We start from the raw sequence: 17,128 nt of genomic DNA, 5'->3' as shown, positions 1-17,128 counted from the left end.
CCCCACACGGTAGCACTTCATGTGCTACACGTCGACCGGCAGGCGCGGCCCTCGCGGCGACACGACCGCGACCATGAGTGCGTCAGATGCTGCCGTCAGGGACCGACGAGCTCGAGGAACGCCGTCGTCGCCGGGGCGGGGTTGAAGTCGCTCCACGCGAGGTGCTCGACCCGGACCGGGCCGTCCGTCACCTCGACCGTGACCGTGCGCCGATCGGCCGGGACGACGGCGGGCGGGAGCAGCGCCACCGCGAGCCCCTCCGCCACGAGCCCGAGGATGAGCTCCGAGCCCATCGACTCGAAGGTCACCGACCGCGCGAGGCCGGCCGCCTCGAACGCCAGGTCGCTCTGGGCCCGCCCGGGCGAGCCCTCGCCGAAGTCGGCGAACGTCTCGCCCTCGAGGTCCGCCAGTCGGATCCGACGACGACGAGCGAGGCGATGCGTCGCCGGCAGGACGGCGACGAGCCGGTCCCGCGTGAGCTCGCGCGAGGCGACCCCGGCCGGCGGCGTCCGCTCGGACAGGCCGAGGACGGCGACGTCGAGCTCCCCGGCCCGGATCGCCGCGACGTGCCGGTCACTGTCCCCGCCCCGCACCGTGACCCGGACGGCGGGGTGCGCGTCGTGAAGGCGGCGCAGCGTGGCGGGCACGTCGAGGGCGGTGACGGTGGGGATGAGGCCGATCCGCAGCGTGCCCCGCACCTCCCCGGCGGCCGCCGAAGCCTGCGCCGCCGCACGCTCGGCCGCCTCGAGGCTCGCCCGGGCGGCGGGGAGGAATGCCTCGCCGGCGGCCGTGAGCTCGACCCGGCGGCTCGTGCGGGCGAACAGCCGGACGCCGAGCTCCTTCTCGAGCGCGGCCACCTGGTGGCTGAGCGCCGACTGGACGACGAAGCACTGCGCCGCCGCGCGCGTGAAGTTCCGCGTCTCGGCGACGGCGAGGACGTAGCGCAGCTGCTGGAGCTCCATCCATCCATCATGCTGCGCGATCGTTCCCATGACAACGATGTGTTGGACCGATCGCCGGTCGGAGGCGGAAGGTAAGGACATGACGATCCAGCCGACGACGACGCCCACCCGCGGCGTCACCCCACCGGTGTCCGCGCCGGCCACGACCTCTCCTCCGGCACCGCACGGCGCCCGGCGCGCGGGCCTCCTGCTCGCGACCGCCGTCGCGCCCGCCGTCTGGGGGACCACGTACATCGTGACGACCGAGCTGCTGCCGCCGGACCACCCGGTCTTCGCCGGCCTCATGCGCGCCCTGCCCGCGGGACTCCTCGGCCTGCTCGTCGCGCGGCAGCTCCCCAGCGGCGACTGGTGGTGGCGCGCCGCGGTCCTCGGCACGCTCAACATCGGGATCTTCTTCCCGCTCCTGTTCGTCGCGGCCGAGCGGCTGCCGGGCGGCGTCGCCGCGACACTCGGGGCCACGCAACCCCTGCTCGTCGCCCTCCTTGCGGCTGCGCTGCTTCCCGAGCGGCTCTCCGCATGGCGGCTCACATGGGGCGTGACCGGCGTCGTCGGGGTGGGTCTCGTCGTCCTCGGACCGGGAGCAGGGCTGGATCTCGTCGGGGTGGTCGCCGGGATCGCGGGCGCCGCCTCGATGGGCACCGGGGTCGTGCTCACCAAGCGGTGGGGGCGGCCGGCGGGGGTGAGCGCGGTTGGCCTCGCGTCGTGGCAGCTGACCGCCGGCGGGCTCGTGCTCCTCGTCCCCGCGCTGGTGATCGACGGCGTTCCCACCCACGTCGACGCCGGGGGCGTGGCGGGCTACCTCTGGCTCGGCCTCGTCGGCGGGCTGCTCGCCTACACGCTGTGGTTCCGCGGCATCGGGCGGCTCCCGGTCGCTCCGACCGCCCTGCTCGGGCTGCTCTCACCGCTCGTCGCGGCCTCGCTCGGCGCGCTCCTCGCGGGCGAGTCGCTGAACGGGGTCCAGCTCGTCGGGTTCGCCGTGGCTCTCGCTGCCCTGGCGACGGGGCAGCTCTCGCCGCGGACACGTCGTGGCCGGCCGGGGCCGGAGGCGCCGGAGCCTCCGCAACAGCCGGAGCCGCCGGAGCACCCACACGCGGACGCGGACCGCGAGGAGGTGGTCGCGCCGTGAGGATCCTCGTCATCGGCGCTACCGGCATGGTGGGCACGCGGATCGTCGCCGAGGCCGCCGCGCGTGGGCATCACGTCACCGCGGCCGCCCGGACGCCGGGCCGGCACCGCCACACCCACGGCGCGCACGTTCCCGGCGCGGACGTCCTCGGCACGCACGTCCACGCTGCACTCGATCCCGGCACGCACGTCCACCAACCGACAGGAACCGTCGAGCCCCTCGCGCTCGACGCCGCCGCGACCGACCAGGTGGCGGACGCCCTCGGCGGGGCGGACGCGGCGGTCCTAACCGTGCGCGCTCCCGCGGGCCGACCCGGCGCGATCGTGCCCGTGACCGAGGCCGTGCTCGACGCCGCAGGGCGCCGGGGCGCGCGACTCCTCGTCGTCGGCGGGGCGGGTCCGCTGCGATCACCCCGCGGCGCGGACCGGGTCGTGGTCGACGACCCCGCGTACGTCCCGGCGCAGTGGCGCGAGATCGCCGGCGCGAGCGTCACCCAGCTCGATATCTGCGAGCGGCACGCGAACCGCGACTGGGTCTACCTCAGCCCCCCGGCCGTCCTCGAGCCCGGCGAGCGCACCGGCTCCTACCGTCGCGGCACGACGACACTGCTCACCGATGCCGACGGCGTCTCCCGGATCTCCGCCGAGGACCTCGCCGCGGCAGTTGTCGACGAGCTCGAACACCCGGGCCACGACAGGCACGTCACGGTCGCCGAGACCTGAGCGGCCAACCACCGTCAGCCGTCAGCCATCAACCGTCAGCCGTCAGTCCCTGACAGGCTCCCCCACCCGGATGCCCTCGTCGGCGAGAACCGCCCGCGCACGGCCGATCCGCCGGTCCTCGGAGAACGCCATCCAGCGCTCGACCAGTCCCTCCTTCTCGATGAGGTCCCGGAACCGGCGGAAGGCACCGGACCCGTCGATCGCCCGCTCGAGCCGATCCTGAACCTCGGACCCGCCCTCGCGCCCCGCCTGCGCCTCGGCGAAGGCCGCCATGTCCTGCCAGGCGGCCCGCTTCTCGACCGGCTCGACCTCGAGGTACCGGTCCGGGTCGGACTCGACGTCGATCGCCACGTCGTCGCCGACGACTCCGTCGTCCGCCTCGAAGGCGTGGAACACCGCGCCGGTCTCCAGGTCGACGTAACCGGCCTCGGAGGACTCGGGGTCCTCGTGCATGACCTCGGCCAGCGTCGCGAGGTCGACCGGGAGTAGTCGGTCACCCAGCGGCTCCTGCCTCAGCAGGGCGAGCAGGTCGTCCGCCAGCACGCGGTCCCCCTCGAAGTCACGCACGCCGAGCCGGTTGACGATCGCCAGCGCGAGCCCCTCCACGGCCCCGCGATCATCGACGAGCGCCCACGGGAGTCCGGCGCCCACCTGCTGGAGCGCGTCGTCGACGTCGCGGCCGAGGACCGCGTCGAGGAACCACTGCGCATCCCGCGCCGCGACGGCTGCACGCACCTCGCGGAGATCGAGCCCCGGCGCCCGGTCCGCCGGCGGCCACTCCCCCGCGAGCATCGGGTCCGCCTGCGGCGGTCGCCGCGGCACCCGGCCCTCACCGTCGTCGCCCCACCACCGGCGGCCGTGCTGGTCCGGGAGCGTGCCCCAGCCCCGGAACGCCACGGGGCGCTTCGGCCGCAGCCCGAGCACCTCGTCGGGATCGACCTTCACCCCCACCACGCACCGGTGCACCCAGCCGTCGCCGAGGTCGAACTCGAACCTCATCTCGTCGCCCGTGCCCACGACCTTCGCCACCTTGGTGGCACCGGAGTCGAGCCCGCCGACGAGCGGCCCCGCCATCGAGCTCACCGCCTCGTCGACGGTCTCCGGGTCGGAGACCACCCGCCCGTCCTCGAGCGTGAAGACCGACAGGTGCGCGAGGTCCCAGCGCCCGAAGGCGTCGTTGATCGCGTCGGCGAGCGCCTCGAACGTGTGGGACGGCCCGACGGCGAACACCCGCCCCGGCTGTGGCCAGAGCTCCTCCCACCGCCCGCCGAGGAGCTCGACCGTCACCGTCAGCCATGTGCGCGCCATGGCTCCAGCGTGGCACGGGCCGGTGCACAGCAGTCGCGAAAACCCCTTGCCACCCGACTGAACACGCGTATAGCGTGCTGAACATGAGTTCAACGTCCGAGGATCTCAGCACCCGGGCCCGCCTCCGGGACACCGCGATCCGGCGGTTCGCCGCCCACGGCTTCGACGCGTCCCTGCGCAGCATCGCGGCCGACGCCGGCGTCAGCGCGGGCCTGATCCTCCACCACTTCGGCTCGCGGGCCGGCCTGCGCGAGGCGTGCGACGACCACGTCCTGGCGCGGATCCGGGACAGCAAGACCGAGATCCTCCGGGGCGACGTCGGGTTCGCGACCGCGCTCGCCCAGATGGCCGAGCTCGACGGCTATCTCGAGCTCGTCGCCTACGTCCTCCGCGCCATGCAGACCGGCGGAGCCCTCACCGACCACTTCCTCGACGCCCTCGTGACCAGCTCCGAGACGTACCTCGCCGACGCCGTCCGGGACGGGATCGCGCGGCCGAGCCGGAGCCCGAGCCGTCGCGCGCGCGCCCTGTCCGTCATGTCCCTCGGCGCCCTGCTCCTCGAGCTGCCCGGGCACCGTGACGAGTGGGACCTCGACGAGATGCCCGACATGCTGCGCAGCTACACCGACCGGATGGTCCTCCCGCTGCTCGAGATCTACACCGAGCCGCTGCTCACCAACTCCACCCTGCTCGACGCGTACCTCGACTCCCCGGAGGGCAGGCGTGCCGTCGCCGACGACGCGCCACCTCCACCCCCGCACGACGACGCCACCCCCGGCGCCCCACCCACCGGCGCACCCGACACACCGGCCGGCGACGCCGACCCCTCCGACACCGCACCTCCCACCTCCGACCACAGGAGCACCGCATGACCACGCACGCGATCGAGGTCGCCGACCTCGTCAAGACCTTCGGCCCCACCCGCGCGCTCGACGGCTTCGAGCTCACCGTCCCGACGGGCCAGGTCACCGGCTTCCTCGGCCCGAACGGCGCCGGGAAGTCCACCACCATCCGCGTCCTGCTCGGCATGCTGCGCGCCGACTCGGGCCGAGCGACCGTCCTCGGGCAGGACCCCTGGACCGACTCCGTCGCCGTCCACCGCCGCCTCGCCTACGTCCCCGGCGACACGAGCCTGTGGCCGAACCTCACCGGCGGCGAGGCGATCGACGTCTTCACCCGCCTGCACGGCGGGACCGCCGACCGGAGGCGCCGCGACGAGCTCATCGAGCGCTTCGAGCTCGACCCCACGAAGAAGTCCCGCACCTACTCCAAGGGCAACCGGCAGAAGGTCGCCCTCGTCTCGGCCCTCGCCTCCGACTCCGAGCTCTTCCTCCTCGACGAGCCGACCTCCGGCCTCGACCCCCTGATGGAGGCCGTCTTCACCGACGAGGTGCGCAAGCTCCGCGAGGACGGCCGCACCGTCCTGCTCTCGAGCCACATCCTCGGCGAGGTCGAGAAGCTGTGCGACACGGTGACGATCATCCGGGCCGGCCGCGCGGTCGAGTCCGGGACGCTCGCCGAGATGCGCCACCTCACGCGCTCGACCGTCTCCGCGACCACCGCCCACCCGGCCGAGGCGTTCGCGCGCATCGACGGCGTCCACGACCTCGTCGCCGAGGACGGCCGGCTCACGTTCGACATCGACAACACTCGCATCAACGAGGTCCTGCGCGTGCTCGCGGACGCCGGCGTCGAGAACCTCACCATCACCCCGCCCTCGCTGGAGGAGCTCTTCATGCGGCACTACGGCGACGACGTGAGCGAGGCCGCCTGATGACCACCACCGCCCCGGCCCGCACCGACGCGCCCCGCCCTCACCCACGGACCGACCACCCGCCCGACGGCGGCTCGCACCTCACGGGGACGGGCACCCTCGTCCGGCTCAACCTGCGACTCGACCGCGTCCGCATCGCGGTGTGGACGTTCGCCGTCGGGCTCGTCGTCCTCGGCTCGATCTACTCCCTGGAGGAGGCCTTCCCCACCCAGGAGTCCCTCCAGGGCCGCGCCGATCTCATGTCGAGCCCGGCCGCGGTCATCATGAGCGGCCCGGCGTTCGCGCTCGACAACTACACGTTCGGCGCGATGGTCGCGAACGAGCTCGTCCTGTACGTGCTCCTCGCGGCGAGCATCATGTCGATCCTCCTCGCGGTGCGGCACACCCGCGCCGAGGAGGAGTCGGGCCGGCTCGAGCTCGTCCGCTCGCTGCCCGTGGGCCGGTTCGCCGCCCCGACGGCGTCGGTCGTCACGGTCGCGATCGCCAACGTCCTCGTCGGCGCCGCCGTGACGGTCGGGCTGCTCGTGCCCGGCATGGCCGTCGCCGACTCGGTCGCGCTCGGGGTCGCCACCGCCCTGACCGGCATGGTCTTCGCGGCGATCGCCACCGTCATCGCCCAGACCACCGAGCACGCCGCCGGCGCGAGCGGGCTCTCCTCCGCCGTCCTCGCGGTCGCGTTCCTCGTCCGCGGCATCGGCGACGTCATCGAGCCCACCGGCTCGTGGCTCTCGTGGTTCTCGCCGCTCGCGTGGGCGCAGCAGACCCGCCTGTTCGTCGACCTGCGCTGGTGGCCGCTCGCGGTCTCCGCGGCCGCCGTCGTCGTCCTCTACGTCGTTGCGGTCGGCCTCGCGAGGCGCCGCGACCTCGGTGCCGGGCTGCGCCGCCCCTCCCCCGGTCCCGCCACCGCGGCGCGCTCCCTGCTCTCCCCCGCCGGCCTCGCCGAGCGGCTCGGGCGCGGCTCGGTCGTCGCGTGGGGCGTGGGGACGTTCCTCTTCGCCGTCGCCATGGGGTCCCTCGCCGGATCCATCGACGGGATGCTGGACGACAACCCCACCCTGCAGAGCTGGATCGAGATGGAGGGCACGGACATGACCGCGCAGTTCGCGGGCATCGTCCTCACGATCACGCTCGTCGCCCCGATGGTCCTCGCCGTCTCGGGCGTGCTCAGGCTCAAGGCCGAGGAGTCCTCGGGCCGGGCCGAGCAGGTGATCGTCACCGGCAGCTCGCGCACCGGGTTCCTCGCGGGCTGGCTCACGACGGTGGCGCTGCAGACCGTCCTGCTCACGCTGGTCGCGGGCCTCGGCACGGGGATCGGCGTGGCACTCGGCGTCGGCGAGGCCGGCCGGGTCGGCGAGCTCGTCATCGCCGCGCTCGTCTACCTGCCGGCGATCGCCGTCATCGCGGGACTCGCGGTCGCCACCTACGGCCTCGCGCCGCGGCTCACGGTGCTCGCGTGGCTGCTCGTCGTGTGGACGTCGCTCGTGCTCTTCCTCGGCGGGCTGCTCGACATCCCGGACTGGGCGCTCGCGATCTCGCCGTTCGACAGCACGCCGGCCCTCCCGGCGGAGGACCTCGAGATCGTCCCGCTCGTCGCGCTGTCGGTCATCGCGGCGGTGCTCGTCGTCGTCGGGCTCCTCGGTTTCCGACGCCGGGACATCGCCTCGCGCTGACCCGACCGGCGTGACGAATGGGGGGATTGCGGCGCCTCTGGGCCCCGAAACAGGCCGCTTTCCCCCCAACGGTGGCGCGCTCAGCCGTTGCCCCGCCGCACGGACGACGCTCGCCCGCGGCAGCCGCCCCCTAGGCTGCGGCCATGGACACGGAGCGGCTGAGCTTCACCACCACCATCGGGGTCGACGTCAAGGGCGAGACGTGGAGCTGCGTCGAGATCCCGGGCTCGGCGGAGTTCTTCGGCACCGGCCGGACGGTCCGGGTGGACGCCACGGTCGACGACGTCGTGCTGGAGAACGTGGGCGCGATGGTCACCGGGACCGGCGGCCACATGGTCTCCCTCAACGCCAAGGTCCGGAAGGCCCTCGGCAAGGGCGTCGGCGACGAGGTCGCGGTCACCGTCACGAAGCGGTAGCGGGCCGCCCCGGCCCCGCCTACGCGGCCGTCTCCGGCTCGAGCGCCCTTGCGAGGTCCGCCCAGATGTCCTCGACGTCCTCCACGCCCACGCTCATCCGCACGAGCCCGGTGCGGGTGCCCTCGTTCCACCGGTTGCGCCGCTCGGCGGTGGTCTCGACGCCGCCGAGCGAGGTCGCCATGACGACGAGCTCGGTGCGCGCGAGCACCCGGTCGGCCGCGTCCTCGCTCGCCAGGCAGAACGACACGACGGCGCCGAACCCGCCCATCGTGCGGGCGGCGAGCGCGTGTCCGGGGTCGTCAGGCAGCCCGGGGTAGGCGACCGACGTGACCGCGGGGTGGGCCGCGAGCCGCTCCGCGACGACCTGGGCGTTGGCCTCCGCCTGGTCGAGCCGCAGGGCGAGCGTGCGCAGCCCCCGCAGGGCGAGGAACGTCTCCATGCCGCCGGGGAAGCCGCCGTGCAGCGACCGCTGCCGGACGATCGGGGCGAGCGCGTCGGCGTCGCGCGCGACCACCGCGCCCATCATGAGGTCGGAGTGCCCGCCGATGTACTTGGTCGCCGAGTGCAGCACGTAGGTGGCGCCGAGCTCGAGGGGGCGCAGGCGCAGCGGGGTGGCGAAGGTCGAGTCGACGGCGACCGGTACGCCGCGCTCGGCGGCGATCGCGGCGAGGGCCTCGACGTCGAGGATCTCGAGCAGCGGGTTGCTCGGGGTCTCGAGCCACAGCAGCGCCGGCGCTCCGTCGGAAGCCGCGGCGTCGAGGGCGGCGGCGACGGCCCCGTGGTCGGTCGCGTCGACGCGGACGTCGCGCAGGCGGCCGAGCGCCGTGAGGTCGGCGAGCAGGGACCGGACGCCGTGGTAGATCGTCGAGCCGCTGACGACGTGGGTGCCGACGGGCATCGTCTCGACGATCGCCGCCGCCGCGGCCATGCCGGTGGCGAAGGTGACGGCGTGGCCGCCGTCGAGTGAGCCGAGGGCCGTCTCGAGGGCGACGGTGCCGTCCGTGCCGAACCGCGCGTAGTCGGTGCCGCCCTCCTGGAACGTCGAGGCCAGCGACGGCGGGACGTTGAGCGGGGCGCCGGTGCCGGAGGGGCGGCCGAGCGCGACGGCGCGGGTGCGGGCGGACCAGGTGTCGTTCACCCGGCCAGGTTAGGTCGGGAGGAACGACGGACACTCGGCTGTCTCCCCGATGGTCCGGATGTCGGCGCCGGACCGTACCCCGCGACGACGCACACCGACGACCGCAGAGACGCCGAGCCGCGCTCGACCCGAAGCCGGACGGCAACCGTCACCGCATGCGCGCGGGGAGCAGCTTCTCCAGCGGGAAGTAGGGCAGGTAGAGCACGCCGGAGAGGTTGTGGCGGAACGTGATGCCCATGATCGCCTTGATCCCCCAGTGCATCGAGAACGCGCTGACCGCCCACAGCCGGGCGAGCCGCCGGTCGAGCAGCGCGAGCGGCGCGGCGAGCTCGAGGACGAGCGACCCGGCCGCCGACACCTTGAACAGGAACGTCTGGTCGTACAGCCGGATACCGAGCCCCGCGGCCTCGCTCCCGAGCAGCTCCTTGCGCAGGCCGTCGGCGGCGATCTGGCGACGCAGCACCTCGCCGTCGGCCCACCTCCAGCCGAGCGGGCCGGTGACCTTGGCGTAGCCGGCGAGGAAGTAGTTGACCGCCGTCACCGCCTGCATCCCCCGGACCGGGGCCGCGTACCGCCACGACGGCGCCGGCGCGGTCGAGACTGCCGGGCGGGGTCGAGCCGGGACCATCCGCTCGGGCAGCACACGCGCCGGGATCACCCGGGCAGGAAGGGCCCGGACCGACGGCGACGGAACCACCGACGCCGACCGTCGCGCCAGCAGGGCGTCCACGGAGACGGCGTCGGCCGAGGGCGTCGCGCCCAGCACGATCGTGTGCAGGACGAGGTTGTTGTCGCTGTGGAAGATCATCGACCACGAGTTGCGGTAGGACAGCGACCACGTGAGCAGGGCGGCGTGCAGCGGACCGGTGACCTTGTGCTTCACGCCGAGGGTGAAGGCGACGTCGCTGGCGATCGTCGCGTACATCAGCGCGTCGGCCACGGGGGCGGGCAGCGGCCGCTTGAGCACCTTGACCGGGCCGACCGGCTGGAACAGGCCCGGGTCGGTGCGGTGGATGCGGCGGAACATCTTGATCCGCCGACCGAGGTAGTAGGCCGTGTAGGCGCCGGTGGCGACGCGGTTGAGGGCGGGGCGGGCGGCCGAGGTCGCGGGCAGGATACGACTGTCGACGGCGGACGCGAGGCGGCGGGCGCCGTCGCGGATCCGGCTGAGCATGAGGGACTCCAGGTGGGCTGGGGTACGGGTGGGGATGCCCGGCGGTGGGTACGGGTCACCGGGCGGTGGGGACGAGCTCAGGGGCGCGACGGCCTCGTCAGATCATCGTGCGCGGGACCGGGACGTCGGCGAGGACGGTGCGGCGCCGGGGGGCCCGGTCGCCGGCGAAGAAGTCGTCGAACCGGTGCACCGACGTGACGACCTGGACGCGCTCGACGGCGGCGTCCTGCTCCGCCGACGACGCCGCGACCGAGGCCGCGACGAGCCGCGCGACCTCCTCGGCCCGCCCCTCGCGCACGCGCCGGTTGATCTGGCGGCGCACCTGGTTGAGCCCGCCGGTCCCGGCGTGGCCGAAGTGGAGGATCCGCTCGGTGCCGTCGTCGTCGATGCCGAGCAGGTGGTGGACGGTGCCGTTCCTCGTGCGTCGGACGGAGAACATCGGGTAGTAGGACAGGGGGAACCCGTCGACCTTCTCGTCGTCGGGCCGGTGGTTCTGCCGGATCGGCGCGGCCACGACCGCGGTGAGCGCGATCCCCGCGAGGTAGGTCAGGGTCTTCGCGCGCCCGCCCGCGGTCACGGGGGGCCTCGTCGTCGTGCTCATGTCGTCTCCTTCGTGCTGGTCATGACCACTCCTTCGTGCGGTAGCTGCTGCGTCCGGCGCGTCCGCGGGTCTCCGTGCGGCGCAGGTGGGTCAGGGCCGCGCGGGCGGCGTGGTAGCCGTTCATGCCGTGGACGCCGCCGCCGGGGGGCGTGGAGGCGGAGCACATGAACAGGCCGGACGCCCCGAGGCCGTAGGGGCGCAGCGTCGCCCGCGGCCGCAGGAGGAGCTGCGTGCCACCCATGGATCCCCCGACGACGTCGCCGCCCACGAGGTTGGGGTTCCACGCGGCGAGGTCCGCGGGCGCGGACTCGACGCGGCGGAGCACGCGGTCGCGGAAGCCGGGGGCGAAGCGCTCGAGCTGGGCGTCGATCCGGTCCCCCACGGGGGCGGTCGAGCCGTGCGGGGTGTGGGCGTAGGCGTAGAGGACCTGCTGCCCGGCGGGCGCGCGGCCGGGGTCGAGCGCGCTCTGCTGGGCGACGAGGACGTAGGGCCGCTCGGGGTGGCGGCCGCGGTGGACGTCGCGCTCGGCGGCCGCGATCTCGTCGAGGGTGCCGCCGAGGTGGACGGTGCCGGCGCGGCCCAGGCGGTCGTCGTTCCACGGCACGGGGCCGTCGAGGAGGTAGTCGACCTTGTGGGTGGCGGTGCCGTAGCGCCAGCGGCGCAGCCCGCGGGTCACGCCGGCGGGCAGCTCGTCGCCGGCGAGCTCGGCGACGGCGTGGGGGCCGAGATCGAGCAGGATGGCGTCGGCGGGCCGGACCTGGTCGAGGTCGGTGATCTCGGAGTCGGTGACGACCCGGCCGCCGTGGGCCTCGAGCTCGGCGACGAGCGCGGCCGAGATCGCGCGCGAGCCGCCGCGGGCCACCGGCCAGCCGGTCGCGTGCGCGGCGGCGCCGAAGAGCACGCCGAACGCCGCGGTCAGGGGGTGGGTCAGCGGCATGACGGAGTGCGCGGAGGTGCCGGCGAACAGGGCGCGCGCCCGCTCGTCGCGGAAGAGGGCCTTCGCCACGGCGGTCGCGGGCAGGGCGCCCCGGAGGCCGAGCCGGGCCAGGGCCACCGGCTCGCGCGGGACGCGCAGCAGCGGGCCGAGGAATCCCGCCGTCGTCGCCTCCCAGTCGGAGACGACCGGGGCGTAGAGGCGCTGCCAGGCCGCCCCGTCGCGCCCGAGGTCGGCGGCCGTGTAGCGCAGCGAGCGATACTGGACGGCGGCCGGGCCGTCGTCGAGCGGGTGGCCCACGGGGATGTCGGGCTGGACCCACTCGAGCCCGTGACGGCCGAGGTCGAGGGTGGCGAGGAACGGGCTCGCGATCCCGAACGGGTGGACGGCGGAGCCGAGGTCGACGGTCGTCCCCTCGCCGAGGACCGGGCCCGAGCGGGTGGCCCCGCCCGCCTCCGGCCCGGCCTCGTGGACGGTGACGGCCACGCCGGCGCGGGCGAGCGCGACGGCGGCGGCCAGGCCGTTGGGCCCCGACCCGACCACGGCGGCGGTCCGGCCGGCGACCAGGGGGTCGTGGCCGACCGCGAACGGCGAGCGGCTCATGCCGGCACCGCCTCGGCGAGCAGCGCGGTGGCGGCCTCGTCGTCGTCGGAGAGGAGCTCCGCCGGCGTCGCGACGCGGACGAGACGGCCGTCCTCGAGGCACCACACGACGTCGGAGGACGCCATGAGCTCGTGCCGGTGCGTGACCACGAGCGCGGTGCCGCGGTGGTCGGCGAGGACCCGGTCGACCACCTTGGAGTTCTCGGGGTCGAGGTGCGCCTCGGCCTCGTCGAGGACGAGGAGCGCGGGGCGGCCCAGGGCGGCGCGCGCGATGCTGATGCGCGCCTGCTGGCCGGCGGAGAGCTGGCCGCCGCCGGGGCCGACGTTCGTGTCCCAGCCGTCGGGCAGGGAGGCGACGAGCTCGTCGAGCCCGCACAGGCGGCTCACGCGCTCGAGCTCGGCCTCGTCGACCTTGGGGATCCGGTAGGTGACGTTGCGGCGGACGCTGCCCGAGAGCAGCGGCATGCTCGGCGAGGAGATGCCGATCGACCGGCGCACCGACCGCAGCGAGTGGGTGGCGACGTCCTGGCCGTCGATGCGCACCGTGCCCGAGTCGGGGTCGACGAGGCGGGCGATGACCGAGGTGAGCGTGGACTTGCCCGCCCCGTTGGGGCCGACGACGGCGACCCGCGTGCCGGGCTCGGCGCGCACCGTCACGTCCTGCAGGGCGGTGCCGAGGTGGACGGAGTCGACCTCGACGAGGCCGCGCTCGACCTCGATGTCCGGCGCGCCGGGCAGGACGGGCAGCGGCGGGATGTCGAGGAACCGGCGGACGGCGGCGCGGGCCACCGTGGCGCGGGAGGCGTACTCGGCGACCCGGCCGAGGTCGCGCAGGTAGCCGGCGAGCATGCCGGCCACGGACACGCCGGCGACGATCGTGCCGGGCGAGGCGCGGCCCGCGGTGACCTCGATGCCGCCGACGACGAGCGCAGCGGCGCTCGCGGCCACGGCGGTGCCCTCGGCGATGGCGCGCGCGGCGCCGGAGGCCCGGGCCTGGTCGACCATCGCGGCCGCGACCTTGTCGCTGTGCCGGCCCACGCGCTTGCTCTCGCGGCGCTCCTGGCCGGCGGCCTGGAGGACGGCGACCTGGGTGAGCCGCTCGGTGACCTCGCCGGTCAGGCGGGAGCGCCGGCGGCGCGAGACCTTGGCCGTCCGCATCATCCACGGCGTGATCGCGAGGGTGAGGAGGGCCCCGATCACCAGGACCGCCCCGACGGCGAGGCCGAGCGTGAGGTTCATCCACGCGACGGCCGCGATCGCGAGGACGATCGCGACGCCGGCGACGGTGAGGCGGGCGAGGCCGCGGCTCACCCACAGGCGCAGGGCCGAGAGGTCGCCGACGAACTTCATCAGCATGTCCCCGCGGCCGCGCCGGCCGAGCTCGCGGGCCGGGACACGGGTGAGGTGGCGGAAGAGGACCGCGCGGACCTCGGTGACGTAGTGCTGGCCGAGCTTCTCCGACTCCGTGCGCTCGGCGCCGCGCATCCAGGCGCTGATGAGCACGCAGGCGAGGAGGCCGAGGACGAGGACGGTGAGGCTCATGGCGCCGGCCCCCGCCGCGCCGCCCTGGCCGGTCGCGCTGCCGAGGAGGGTGTCGAAGCCGCGCTGGGTGAGCATCGCGACGCCGACCGCGGCGACTGCCTGGCCCACGCCGATGCCGATGAGCAGGACGAACCGGAGTCGGCGGCCGTGGCCGATCGGCTTCGGGGTCTCGGGGGCGGGGCTCGGGGCGGAGGTGCTCGGTGCGGCGGTGGCCGGCGCGTCGTCGGAGCTCGTCCGGGTGTCGACGATCGCGGTCCGCGTGTCGTCGTCGGAGGTCGTCCGCTCGTTCGCGGCCGAGGCCGCGGCCGACGCCGGTGCGCCGGGCCGCGCCCACACGTGAGGGAGGTCGTCGTGCTCCGCCGGGGTCGGCGCCGTGTGCGGGGTGGGGGCGCCCGTCGGGAGGGGAACCGAACGGGTCATGGTCAGACCGCCTTCGCGTCCTCGGCGATCGCCGCGAGACCCGGGACGTGACGGGTGCGGGCGGCGAGGGCGGCGTCGCGCACCTCGAGAGCGCGGTCCGCCTGCTCGAGCACCATCGTGTCGACCACGGGCAGCTCGCCGTCGAGGCGCTCGAGCTCGCGCATCGCGAGCGGGGACGCGGTGAGGACGCCGCTGACCGCGAGGAGCGGCAGGCCGGCGTCGGCGAGCCAGTCCACGCCCGCGACGGCACCGAGCGCGTCACGCGCGGCGAAGACGACGCCGTCGACCTGGTCGCGGAACAGCTCGTGCGTGATGAGCGCGGCCGTCTCCTCGTGGTACAGCCCGTCCGCCACCTCGATGACGTTGACGTCCGTGCGGTCGACGGCCAGCTGCGTGGTGAGGGTCCGGAAGATCTCGCGGATCGTCTCGTCGTCGAGCCCGAAGGTCGAGGGTGCGCCGGCGGCGGTGAAGTCGTAGACGACGTCGGCGCCGGAGTCCGTGAAGAGCCAGACGTCGCCGCCCGCGCCGGTCCCGGTCACCTTGGCGGCCCCGACCCGCAGGCCGGCGGCGCGCAGGCCGCGGACGAGCTCGGCGGCCGTCGTCGTCTTGCCGGCGTTCATCGAGGAGCCGACGACCGCGATCGTCGGTGCCCGGTGCGAGCTGAGCGGCGAGACCGGGGCGATGGCGGCGTCGCGCAGGTTGAGGCGGCGGCCCTCGGAGTCGGCCAGCAGACCGATCGGCTCGATCGCCGTCGCGGCACCCATGGCGGAGTGCGCGAGCTCGACCTGCGCGGCGATCCCGCCGGCGGCGGCCATGTGGCACGGCCCGATGTCCGCGGGGATCTCGGCGAGGAACTGGTCCGGGGCGTAGCGGCTGCCGTAGCAGAGCCCGACGACGTCGCCCGGGTAGAGCGTGGCGCGGCGGCCGGTCTGGAGCTCGATGCGCTTGTGCTGGCCGACCGCGGTGATGCGGGCGAGGACGACGTCGCCGATCCGCGGGGCCGTGGTCGGGTCGGTGATCAGCTGCGCGCCCCGGTCGAGGTCGATGCGGCGGGTCGTGTAGGCCCACTTCGCGGAGGCCACGAGGGCGCGGGCGTCGAGCTCGGAACGGGTCTCGGCCTGGGGAAGGTCGAACGTGGTCATGGTGACTCCTCGTGCGTCTGGGAAGGCCGCTGGGCCGTGCCGTCGATGTGTCGGTGTGCTGTCCGTGCCGCAGCACCCGATGTGTGCGACTGACCAGGACGCTAGAAAGCCCAGGTGAGCGCGACTCGTTACCGAGATGAGACCGTCCTCAGAACTCTCACGACGACGCTCACCCCGCCGCCCGACCCGCCGGTTTCCCGCCGAGTTCGCGGTTGGCCACTCCTCACCGAGACTGCGGTTCGTCGTCGTCGAGATTGATCCTTCTATGTTTCGTCAAGCGGCCATGGTGGGTTCGGGGGTGCTGTTGAGGGTGCGGAAGATGCGGCGGGCGAGGTAGCGCTTGAGGCAGCGGCGGATCTCGGCCTTGGTGCGGTGCTCGCCGGCGCGGCGTTCGACGTAGGCGCGGGTCTCGGGGTCGTGACTCATCCGGGTCACGACCGCGGTATGCAGGACCCTGTTCAGTTGCCGGTCGCCCCCGCGGTTGAGGCGGTGTCGCACGGTGTTGCCCGAGGAGGCCGGGATCGGACTGACCCCGGCCAGGGCCGCGAACGCGGCCTCGGAACGCAACCGGCCCGGGTGGGAGAACACGGTCAGTGACACGGCCGCGGTGATCGGCCCGACACCATGCATCTCGAGCAGCGGCGCGGCCAGGCTGGACTTGACCAGAACGGTGATGCGCTTCTTGTTCGTGGCGAGCTCGACGTCCAGGGCCAGGATCTGGGCGGCCAGGCGGACGGCCTCGCTGCGGGCGGTCGCGGTCGCGATGTCCTCATCGCGCTCGCGCCACCGGCTGATCATGGCGATCACCTTCTTGCCCGGGGCCCGGCGCGCATCGATACCCAGGTCGCTGACGCGCAGCAGCGCGGTCAGCGCGTTCGTGGCCGCGGTACGTTCGCTGTTCATCTGCTCGCGGGCGGTGAGCAGGACCCGCAGCGCGGCCCGTACCCCACTAGCGGCGCGGAGGTGACGCAGCCGGCTGACCTGAAGCGGGAGGACGGCGGCCGCGATGCGGTAGGCATCCAGGGCATCGGACTTACCCACGCCCCGGTTCCCGCGCGGGTTCATCCGCGCGGCCTCCACGACCTGATAGCCGGCGTCCTGGACAACGCCGGCCAGGGTCGCGCCGTAGGACGCGGCGCCCTCGATGACCCACAACGCGGCCATATCGGCCCCGGTGCGGCGAGCGGCCCAGGCGATCGCGCGGGCCATGCCCGCAGGCGTGGTCGGGAACTGGGCAGAATCGATCAGCTCGCCGCGGGCGGCCAGCACCGCCAACGAATGGGTCTGGGCGTGGGTGTCGACCCCGATGACGAACGGATGGGAGTGCGCGACGATAGCCATAGCGGCCTGGTGTCCTTCCTACCAATGAGTGGATGGTCTGGTCGCTGGTGGCCGGTGCCGTTCTGGGTAGGAGTCACCTCGGGACAACACTGTGACGAGTCACGCCACACCAGTGGCGGACAACCTTCTGATCAGGTCTCCGAGATGGGCCAGGACGGTGCCGGCCACCCCACCCATGGGCGGACAGATCAATCTCCAGACACCCCCAACAAGGGGTCTGCGGTTCGCCGAGTCACACCCACGAGCGGAACGACCA

15 protein-coding genes are annotated in these 17,128 nt (G+C 74.2%); 6 read left to right on the top strand and 9 right to left on the bottom strand.

Annotated elements, in window-relative coordinates:
• Positions 1–95: 95 nt before the first annotated feature.
• Positions 96–962, bottom strand: a complete 867-nt coding sequence (locus ACZLMO_RS13380) for a LysR family transcriptional regulator (RefSeq protein WP_425715336.1) — start codon at positions 960–962, stop codon at positions 96–98.
• Between the two features lie 79 nt (positions 963–1,041).
• On the opposite strand from ACZLMO_RS13380, the gene ACZLMO_RS13375 reads away from it, so the two are divergent.
• Both ACZLMO_RS13375 and ACZLMO_RS13370 read left to right on the top strand, forming a co-directional pair.
• Positions 1,042–2,088, top strand: coding sequence for an EamA family transporter (locus ACZLMO_RS13375; RefSeq protein WP_425715335.1), 1,047 nt, complete (start codon positions 1,042–1,044; stop codon positions 2,086–2,088).
• Entirely contained in the window at positions 2,085–2,810 is a 726-nt protein-coding gene (locus ACZLMO_RS13370) for an NAD(P)-dependent oxidoreductase (protein WP_425715334.1), read from the top strand. The genes ACZLMO_RS13375 and ACZLMO_RS13370 overlap by 4 nt, the downstream gene beginning before the upstream one ends.
• Positions 2,811–2,852: 42 nt before the next feature.
• Here the strand turns inward: ACZLMO_RS13370 and ACZLMO_RS13365 are convergent, their stop codons facing one another.
• On the bottom strand, positions 2,853–4,118 hold the full coding sequence (locus ACZLMO_RS13365; protein WP_425715333.1) for an IS1096 element passenger TnpR family protein: 1,266 nt from the start codon (positions 4,116–4,118) through the stop codon (positions 2,853–2,855).
• Between the two features lie 83 nt (positions 4,119–4,201).
• Between ACZLMO_RS13365 and ACZLMO_RS13360 the strand changes: the two genes are divergently transcribed.
• The 4 genes from ACZLMO_RS13360 to ACZLMO_RS13345 all read left to right on the top strand — a co-directional run bounded on the left by ACZLMO_RS13360 (position 4,202) and on the right by ACZLMO_RS13345 (position 7,978).
• Entirely contained in the window at positions 4,202–4,990 is a 789-nt protein-coding gene (locus tag ACZLMO_RS13360) for a TetR/AcrR family transcriptional regulator (protein WP_425715332.1), read from the top strand.
• A complete protein-coding gene (locus tag ACZLMO_RS13355) occupies positions 4,987–5,892 on the top strand; it encodes an ABC transporter ATP-binding protein (protein ID WP_425715331.1) in 906 nt (301 codons plus the stop codon). The genes ACZLMO_RS13360 and ACZLMO_RS13355 overlap by 4 nt, the downstream gene beginning before the upstream one ends.
• Complete coding sequence (locus ACZLMO_RS13350) at positions 5,892–7,562, top strand: ABC transporter permease (protein ID WP_425715330.1); 1,671 nt, start codon at positions 5,892–5,894, stop codon at positions 7,560–7,562. Before ACZLMO_RS13355 ends, ACZLMO_RS13350 begins: the two co-directional genes overlap by 1 nt.
• Before the next feature lie 143 nt (positions 7,563–7,705).
• Positions 7,706–7,978 (top strand): DUF1905 domain-containing protein, encoded by a 273-nt coding sequence (locus ACZLMO_RS13345; protein ID WP_425715329.1) that lies wholly within the window; start codon positions 7,706–7,708, stop codon positions 7,976–7,978.
• A gap of 19 nt (positions 7,979–7,997) precedes the next feature.
• Here the strand turns inward: ACZLMO_RS13345 and ACZLMO_RS13340 are convergent, their stop codons facing one another.
• From ACZLMO_RS13340 to ACZLMO_RS13310, 7 genes are all read right to left on the bottom strand, one after another.
• On the bottom strand, positions 7,998–9,116 hold the full coding sequence (locus ACZLMO_RS13340; RefSeq protein WP_425715328.1) for a trans-sulfuration enzyme family protein: 1,119 nt from the start codon (positions 9,114–9,116) through the stop codon (positions 7,998–8,000).
• 148 nt (positions 9,117–9,264) lie between these two features.
• Positions 9,265–10,290, bottom strand: coding sequence for a hypothetical protein (locus tag ACZLMO_RS13335; RefSeq protein WP_425715327.1), 1,026 nt, complete (start codon positions 10,288–10,290; stop codon positions 9,265–9,267).
• Positions 10,291–10,387: 97 nt separating this feature from the next.
• Positions 10,388–10,891 (bottom strand): hypothetical protein, encoded by a 504-nt coding sequence (locus ACZLMO_RS13330; RefSeq protein ID WP_425715326.1) that lies wholly within the window; start codon positions 10,889–10,891, stop codon positions 10,388–10,390.
• A 19-nt stretch (positions 10,892–10,910) separates the two neighbouring features.
• The gene (locus ACZLMO_RS13325; protein WP_425715325.1) at positions 10,911–12,428 is read right to left on the bottom strand and encodes a phytoene desaturase family protein; all 1,518 of its coding nucleotides are present in this window, start codon (positions 12,426–12,428) and stop codon (positions 10,911–10,913) included.
• Entirely contained in the window at positions 12,425–14,389 is a 1,965-nt protein-coding gene (locus ACZLMO_RS13320; protein ID WP_425715324.1) for an ABC transporter ATP-binding protein, read from the bottom strand. The genes ACZLMO_RS13325 and ACZLMO_RS13320 overlap by 4 nt, the downstream gene beginning before the upstream one ends.
• A 2-nt stretch (positions 14,390–14,391) precedes the next feature.
• Complete coding sequence (locus ACZLMO_RS13315) at positions 14,392–15,531, bottom strand: DUF1611 domain-containing protein (RefSeq protein WP_425715323.1); 1,140 nt, start codon at positions 15,529–15,531, stop codon at positions 14,392–14,394.
• Between the two features lie 273 nt (positions 15,532–15,804).
• The gene (locus ACZLMO_RS13310) at positions 15,805–16,872 is read right to left on the bottom strand and encodes an IS110 family RNA-guided transposase (protein ID WP_463653755.1); all 1,068 of its coding nucleotides are present in this window, start codon (positions 16,870–16,872) and stop codon (positions 15,805–15,807) included.
• Positions 16,873–17,128: the final 256 nt, after the last annotated feature.

The sequence above is a fragment of the Georgenia sp. G2120 genome (assembly GCF_055326485.1).
The sequence above is the reverse complement of the archived record's forward strand: the minus strand, read 5'-3'. Positions and strand labels throughout refer to the sequence as shown.

Bases quoted from the DNA above. Each gene is read 5' to 3' on its own strand.
- ACZLMO_RS13335 (WP_425715327.1), bottom strand. From the start codon at position 10,290: ATGCTCAGCCGGATCCGCGACGGCGCCCGCCGCCTCGCGTCCGCCGTC.
- ACZLMO_RS13350 (WP_425715330.1), top strand. From the start codon at position 5,892: ATGACCACCACCGCCCCGGCCCGCACCGACGCGCCCCGCCCTCACCCA.
- ACZLMO_RS13375 (WP_425715335.1), top strand. From the start codon at position 1,042: ATGACGATCCAGCCGACGACGACGCCCACCCGCGGCGTCACCCCACCG.
- ACZLMO_RS13355 (WP_425715331.1), top strand. From the start codon at position 4,987: ATGACCACGCACGCGATCGAGGTCGCCGACCTCGTCAAGACCTTCGGC.
- ACZLMO_RS13315 (WP_425715323.1), bottom strand. From the start codon at position 15,531: ATGACCACGTTCGACCTTCCCCAGGCCGAGACCCGTTCCGAGCTCGAC.
- ACZLMO_RS13320 (WP_425715324.1), bottom strand. From the start codon at position 14,389: ATGACCCGTTCGGTTCCCCTCCCGACGGGCGCCCCCACCCCGCACACG.
- ACZLMO_RS13360 (WP_425715332.1), top strand. From the start codon at position 4,202: ATGAGTTCAACGTCCGAGGATCTCAGCACCCGGGCCCGCCTCCGGGAC.
- ACZLMO_RS13380 (WP_425715336.1), bottom strand. From the start codon at position 962: ATGGAGCTCCAGCAGCTGCGCTACGTCCTCGCCGTCGCCGAGACGCGG.
- ACZLMO_RS13310 (WP_463653755.1), bottom strand. From the start codon at position 16,872: ATGGCTATCGTCGCGCACTCCCATCCGTTCGTCATCGGGGTCGACACC.
- ACZLMO_RS13365 (WP_425715333.1), bottom strand. From the start codon at position 4,118: ATGGCGCGCACATGGCTGACGGTGACGGTCGAGCTCCTCGGCGGGCGG.
- ACZLMO_RS13345 (WP_425715329.1), top strand. From the start codon at position 7,706: ATGGACACGGAGCGGCTGAGCTTCACCACCACCATCGGGGTCGACGTC.
- ACZLMO_RS13330 (WP_425715326.1), bottom strand. From the start codon at position 10,891: ATGAGCACGACGACGAGGCCCCCCGTGACCGCGGGCGGGCGCGCGAAG.
- ACZLMO_RS13325 (WP_425715325.1), bottom strand. From the start codon at position 12,428: ATGAGCCGCTCGCCGTTCGCGGTCGGCCACGACCCCCTGGTCGCCGGC.